The organism is Gorillibacterium massiliense, assembly GCF_000455485.1.
Lineage (GTDB): Bacteria > Bacillota > Bacilli > Paenibacillales > NBRC-103111 > Gorillibacterium > Gorillibacterium massiliense.
On sequence record NZ_CBQR020000123.1, the window covers coordinates 1 to 6633 of the forward strand.

A 6633-nucleotide genomic window follows, 5' to 3' on the forward strand; every position below is an offset into this window, starting at 1 on the left:
GACAGTTCCGCATAGCTGCCCGGATTGTCGGGGTTTTCGTACTGCTGCGGCCAAAAACTCCCGGGATATACCCGCATGAGCTCCGCCAGCTCTTCCAGCCGGGCGCTTTGCCAGCCATTGCCGGTCATTTTTTCCACGATGTGGACATGAACGCCGAGGGCCTTCAGCTTGCATAGGGTAATGTCGTCGATGCGCGGGTCTGTCACGATATGCACTTCGTGCCCCAAATACGTGCCCACCGTAGCAACGCCAAGAGCCATTGTTCCGGAGGAGCTTTCGATGATAGGCATTCCCGGACGGAGTATGCCTTTGCGCCGGGCTTCCAAAATCGTGCGTTTCGCCACCCTGTCTTTCATTCCGTACAAATTTTGCATTTCGAGTTTGGCATACAATTGAGCCAGCCCGCCTTCAGGTTGTAAACGAACCAGCGGCGTGTGACCGATCGCCTCAATAAGATTAGAAAATACCATGATATCCTCTCTCCTTCCCAGCTTTGGACTTCCATGATTGAAATACGCCCACGTTGCCCCCGATGTCGTACAATCCGTCGCAGGCTTGAATCAACTGCTTCTGATAATTAGGTGAATCATTGGACAGCAGAATGCCCAGGCAGGTACCGCTATGAGCGACTGCGACGCCTAGTCCGGATATTTTGCGGGATAAGGCAAGCACAGCGTCCAAATGCTCTTTCGGCCGCAATTTTTGATTCATGATCGAGCTGCGGGTGGCCACTTCGCCGATGACGTGCATGTCGCGCAGTTTTATAGCTGCCGTTAGCCGGTTCAGCAGCTCACGGTATTCTTTTTTCTCGGAACTGTCGAAGGGTTTGCGAATCTTGTTGAACTCGACGGTATCCACTTCCCCGCCCTCGTCAAGGGCGACGACGGTGAGGGACGGCAAATCGCCCAAGTACTCACGCAACTGAACGCGGCGATGGTAAAAGGACACGGCGCCCGGGTACATCACTCCGTCCGTAGGCTCGATGCGCCCCATCCAGTATTCAAGCAGCGAGTCGGAGAACGTCAGCCCGTAGCAATTGGCAATAGCCCGCGCCGTAGAGACGAGGTCAGCCGAAGAACTGGCGAAACCTTTGCCGATGGGCAACTGACCATCCAGCACAAGCCGTCCGCGAATCGGAAGCGCATAATGCTGCAGGATATAGGAGGCCAGCTGCCGGGATTTTTTCTTGTACGGGGGAAAAACGGTCAGATCTTCATCTTCCGCATCTACAATAAAGAGTGCGTTGGCATAACATTCGATGGGGAAAGTCACGAGGAAATCCGTGCCGTCCTCCAGAACCCCTTGCAACAGTTCGCCGAATGTGCCGAAAGAACTCCCTTTTCCGGTTAATCGCTCAGCCGTTAACATAGTACGATCTGTTCGCCTCGCTTTCATTCTTCATGATTCGCTCCAGACGGGATGCTATCTGTTCGGCATCCGATTTCCGCTGCGTCCATGTCTCCGCGACACTGCCATATTCCTCGCTTTGCCGCTCTAACAATCGGAGGACGGAGTCGGGATGGGCAGAACCGGCAGAATGCTTGCTTCTGAGGTTGAAATCCGCCTGGAATAAACGCTCATGCTCCTCCTCATCCAGCTTGATATCGTACCCCTGCCGCAAACACAGCGAATGGAGCATGTCGGCATCTACCTGCGCGGGGTTCAAATGCCTGGCTATCGATTCGGTGATATACGCTCCCGTGAGGACTTGCGCCTGACGGTAAGGAACGCCATAGTGAAGAGTCAATGCATTCGCCAGCCCGAAGCCGCCCAAGTAGTCCTGCTCGCAAACTTGGCGCATGGCCGCTTCGTTAAAGCCTATACGGTCGATGACCATATGGAGCAAACGAACGATCGAGCCTGCGGTTTGAAAGAGAGCGTTCATTTGGCTGAGCGCCTCTTTATTCACCTCTACCAAATTGGTCAAAGGCGTGTTCCGTTGGCCAAGGGCGATATCCAAGTAATAAGTGCTTAAGTGGGCGCATTTGCCGCGGATTCTCTCTAAGATCGTAAAATTTTTCTTTTGCGGCATCGCGGAGGAAATGCCGCACATCTCGTCGGGCAGTGTGATGAAGCCATACCCGCTGCTGCCCCACGTAATCAGGTCTGTAACGATTCGGCTTACGGCCACTCCGAAGGTGGACAACTCCCCAGCTACCCGCAGCGCCCAGTCCCGCGAGCCAACGGCTAGAAGCGCATGATGCCGATCATGCGAGAAACCCAAAAGATTGGCCAACCGTCGGCGGTCCCAAGGCAATTCATGGCCGGCCATCGCTCCCGCGCCAAGGGGACATTGATTCAAATCGTCGTAGATGAATAACAGGTGGCGCAGCACGTCCAGCACTTGCTCAGTAACCGCGGAAAAATAGAAGCCGGGCGAAATGACCTGCGCGCTCTGATAATGCGTATAGCCGGGCATCGGCTTTTCCAGCGTCTCAAGGGCTAAACGATGGAGGGACGGGAAAAGCTCCAGCAATCCGCCGACAAACTCAAGGATCTTCGCCCGGGTGAACATCACCTGCACGCAAGCTTGAAGATCATTGCGGCTGCGGTCCACATGCCATGTCGCTACCGGCTGCGGCAAACGGTCGGACACGAACTTTTCGATGGTGAAAAACATATCGGACATGTTGGCTTCCGGATCGGCGACTAGGTTCACGCCATCCGCCTGATTCAACAGACCGGAAAGAGTCATCATCTCCTCCCCGGTGATGAGTTCCATTCGTGCATATTCGAGCAATAAGGCCTTTTCCGCAAGCAGATAATGGGGTAAATAGTGCTTCATTTCGTACAAAAATTGAGGATACAGCACCTCATCATGCAGCGTTTGATCCGGCGCCGCCTGCACTCGTCCCGTCAGAGCGCCTGGCGCTGTGAGTACCGATGCAGCAGATTGATCCAAATTCATCCCTCCCTCGGCTTGCTTCGTTCTTGCCATCTTCATGCCAACCGTTCAAATAAACCTAGTTGAAGCGATAAAAGGTGGTCTTCCTCCAGCGAAAGATCGAAATCGCTAAGCGGACAATCGACGGAAGCAACCATCTGCTGCAAAACTTTCATGTACTGATCCGCCAATCGCTTTGCCGCCTTCCCATCCAACAAATCCGTGCGATACTGCCACTCTCCCCTCAACCCGCCGTCATAGGGAGTAAGCCGCAACCCGAAGTCGTATTTGGAAGCTTCGAAGCTCATGTCATCCAACCGGATCTGCAATTCCGTCGAAGAAGCCTCTAAAGGCACATTCACCAAATTGAACATGGTTGCGAAAATGGGGCTGCGGCCGATACTGCGTTCCGGATTCAACTGCCGCACCATAGCGTCGAAGGGATAGCTTTGATGCCGATACGCCTCGTTCAGCCTAGTTTTGACGGATGCCAGCAGGTTCCTAGCCGTTTGCAAACCGTTAAGTTCAACGCGGATCGGCAGCTTGTTCAGGAAAAGTCCGATATGCGGCTCCATCCATGAAGCAGTACGCCCGGCTATGGGAATGCCGACGATCAGATCCTGTTGCCCTGTGCACCGGTGCAGGAGTTGGAAGTAGGCGGCGAGCAGAACGGCGAAGGACGTGCAGCCGCTGGCTTTAGCGAAATCCGAGATCTGGCGGTTCAATACGGCATCGATATGGAAGGGGATCATCCCTCCCGTATCTGTTTTTGACGAATCTGACACCCGTTCATTGGTGCGTCTTGGCACGGGCATCCTCAATTCGGGCAGCGGCTTGTGCAGCCGGTCAAACCAGTAGGCTTCCTCCCGCCGTTTAGAATCGCTGTCCATCCACGCCTGTTCCCATGCGACAAAGTCGGAATAACGCAGAACTTCATCGCTCGAGTCGCCGCCATCCGTTGTTGGCTTCGGCTGTATTTCTTCGTCATAGAAGCGGAACCAGTCGCTAAACAACTTTCCCATGCTCCAGCCGTCGGCAATGATATGGTGAATATTCACATATAGCCTGTATTCACCGTTGCCCAGATCGAACAACCGACAGCGCATCAGCGGAGGATTTTCAAGAACGAACGGCTTGAACTTGTCTTTTTCCACATAAGCTTGCCATTCGCTGAGCTTGTCATCTTCCGCGGTTGCTCTCCAAACATGCTGCTCCAAGGGAACAGTCAGACCCGCTTGTACTTGCTGCACCGGCACTCCTGCCTCATCGACGATGGACACATGCAAAATCTCATGTTTATGCACTACGCGATCCAAAGCTTTTTGCAAGCTTAGCGCATCCAAAGAACCGCGAAGCGCAACGGTAACCGGCACATTGTACGAACCGTCAGCGGGATTCAACAAATATTGAAAATAGAGCTGCTGCTGCCCGCGGGATAACGGGAAACGGAGGGAGTGCGCCTGCCTGATTGGAAGCGATGGAGGTGAATCTTCATCCCGTTTTTGCTCTTGAAGAGCCCCTCGTTTTTGCAGATAGTCGGATAACGCGCCAAAGGTCTCGCATTCGAAGATATCGGCAACGTCCATACTGTGCGGGCCAAAGCGCGCTTGCACTTCCCCGGCAAGCTGCATCGCCTTCAGCGACGTTCCACCCAGCTCCGTGAACGAATCCTCCTCTCTGATCCGCCCTGCATCTATCCCCAGCACACGAGCCCAAATCTCGTGCAACGGGCTTTCGGCCTCACCCTTCGGCACTTTGCCGCTTGTCGGTGATTCTAGCGATTCGTTCATGGAAGAATCTTGAATGGGGCTCTTCAAACGCTTCCTAAAGGCCTCGCCGTTTTCCAAATACCACTTGATCAATTTGTAGCGCTCAATTTTTCCGCTGGTCGTTTTCGGAATCATTTTGACCGGATAGATGCAGTCGGCTTCCGCCTGGATCAAGCTTCGCAGCGTGCTTTGCACCGAAGCCCGGATGTCTTCAAAGATTTGGTCAGTCCCGCGAAAGCGGACGAATACGAGAAAAACGTCCCGTCCGGTCAACGGATCGGGGGCACCAACCGTGACAATATCCCCGGGCATTAGCCCTAATGCTCCCAGAAGCATTTCATCGAGATCGTGAGCGTAATGATTGTGACCGTTGATGACGATCAAATCCTTCATCCGCCCGGTTATGACGATCCTTCCGTCCCGAATGAAACCCATATCTCCCGTGCGCAGGAATCCGTCTTGGAATAGCTGGGCATTCACGGCATCATTGCGATAATAACCTTGCGTCACGTTAGGACCTTGAATTTGAATGTGGCCGATGCGGTTCTCCTCCACGACTTCATCTTGGTCATTCACGACGCGAATAGTGATGCCGGAAAGGGGATAGCCTTCATCCGCCGTACATAATGTACGGGATTCCGCCATGCGGGCATCTGCCGCTAGCCCTTCGTTTACATAGGCATCCTGATCGAGTAAATGATAGAATGGCAAGCTGCCGACAGGCGCCGCCGCGATTGCAACCGATGCTTCCGCCATTCCGTACACGTGCAGATTGGCTTCCGGGCGGAGACCGCAAGAGCTGAATTTTTGATTGAACCTCTCCGACGTATCTTTGGAAATATGCTCCGCCCCGTTATAGAACAGCCGCAAACTGCGCAGATCCAATTTCGCCAGCTCGTCATCCGGCACATTGCGGCACATCCACTCAAAACCGAAATTCGGGCTGCCGGAAATCGTCCCCCGATGCTCAGAAATCTTTGACAGAAGGAGCACAGGTTTCGCCAAAAACGTATCCGGTGCTAATTTCGCCTGATTGATGCCGGCAAAGAGCGGCGCGAGATGCATGGCGACCAATCCCATATCGTGATAGAAAGGCATCCAGTTTACGCAAAAGTCTTGTCCGGTAATTTGGATGTATTCATTAATGGAACAGGCATTGTGGATCAGATTGCGATGAGTGAGCTGCACCCCTTTTGGCGCTCCCGTGCTTCCGGAAGAAAATTGAACGAACGCTATATCCTCAGCAGCAGGATTGTGCAGCCGGGGAACACCATTCCCCGCCATCAGCGATTCGGCGCTGATCGTTTGCAGTCCCGCGAAGGGTTCGCTGTCCGCCAAGCGCTCATAATACGGAATCACCCGCTCATCCGCTACGATCGGCGGCTTCCCCAGTAGATTCCATACCCCCATCGTTTTTCGGATGCCGTCGGAATCCGCTTTGAAGGAAGACGGCGTGTGCAGCGGGGCGGGAATGATCCCACCCAACAGACACCCCCAAAACGTACTCAAAAATTTTCGGGAATCGTGTATTTCCAAAATGATCCGATCCCCGGCCTGAAGATGAAGCGCCTGCAAGCCTGTTAGCACCTTCCGTGCATCGGCCAGCAAATCTGCATACGTTTGTTTATCTTCCGTTCCGTCCCCGGCCACGTGAATAATGCCGCTCTGCGGAAAGCGGGCCGCCGTTTGCTCAAGAACGGCAGGCAATGTACAAGGAAACGCCTGCACGGTTGTCTGTTTTTTACCGGTTATGATAGAAAGCCGTCTCTCCATTTGTCTTTACTACCTCCTTCCTACTTTTTGACTTGTTATACCCTTACCGACATCGCCTCCTCCTGCAGCACATCTGTCTCTTGAGCAAAATGGCCGACTAGCCGCTCTATCGTTTCTTTCGCAAAAATCGCAGCATTGTAATTGATATTTAAGTGAAGCTTGCCTTGATGGATACTGCTGGTGATCAGAAGTTTATAGGGCGCTTTG

General features: G+C 53.4%; 4 protein-coding genes. All 4 read right to left on the reverse strand.

All coding sequences use genetic code 11. The features are described 5' to 3' along the window. Nucleotides 1-470 (reverse strand): pyridoxal-phosphate dependent enzyme (locus TJ79_RS16725; protein WP_040951494.1); only part of this gene is annotated, 470 nt, incomplete at its 3' end. Further along, complete coding sequence (locus tag TJ79_RS16730) at nucleotides 457-1368, reverse strand: GHMP family kinase ATP-binding protein (RefSeq protein WP_040951492.1); 912 nt, start codon at nucleotides 1366-1368, stop codon at nucleotides 457-459. The genes TJ79_RS16730 and TJ79_RS16725, both read right to left, overlap by 14 nt. Further along, the gene (locus tag TJ79_RS16735) at nucleotides 1355-2944 is read right to left on the reverse strand and encodes a lyase family protein (protein ID WP_238323042.1); all 1590 of its coding nucleotides are present in this window, start codon (nucleotides 2942-2944) and stop codon (nucleotides 1355-1357) included. Before TJ79_RS16735 ends, TJ79_RS16730 begins: the two co-directional genes overlap by 14 nt. After that, nucleotides 2941-6426, reverse strand: coding sequence for a condensation domain-containing protein (locus tag TJ79_RS16740; protein WP_040951493.1), 3486 nt, complete (start codon nucleotides 6424-6426; stop codon nucleotides 2941-2943). Before TJ79_RS16740 ends, TJ79_RS16735 begins: the two co-directional genes overlap by 4 nt. Nucleotides 6427-6633: the final 207 nt, after the last annotated feature.

Excerpts from the sequence above, each read along its gene's own strand:
- TJ79_RS16740 (WP_040951493.1), bottom strand. The coding sequence starts at position 6,426 with ATGGAGAGACGGCTTTCTATCATAACCGGTAAAAAACAGACAACCGTG.
- TJ79_RS16730 (WP_040951492.1), bottom strand. The coding sequence starts at position 1,368 with ATGTTAACGGCTGAGCGATTAACCGGAAAAGGGAGTTCTTTCGGCACA.
- TJ79_RS16735 (WP_238323042.1), bottom strand. The coding sequence starts at position 2,944 with ATGAAGATGGCAAGAACGAAGCAAGCCGAGGGAGGGATGAATTTGGAT.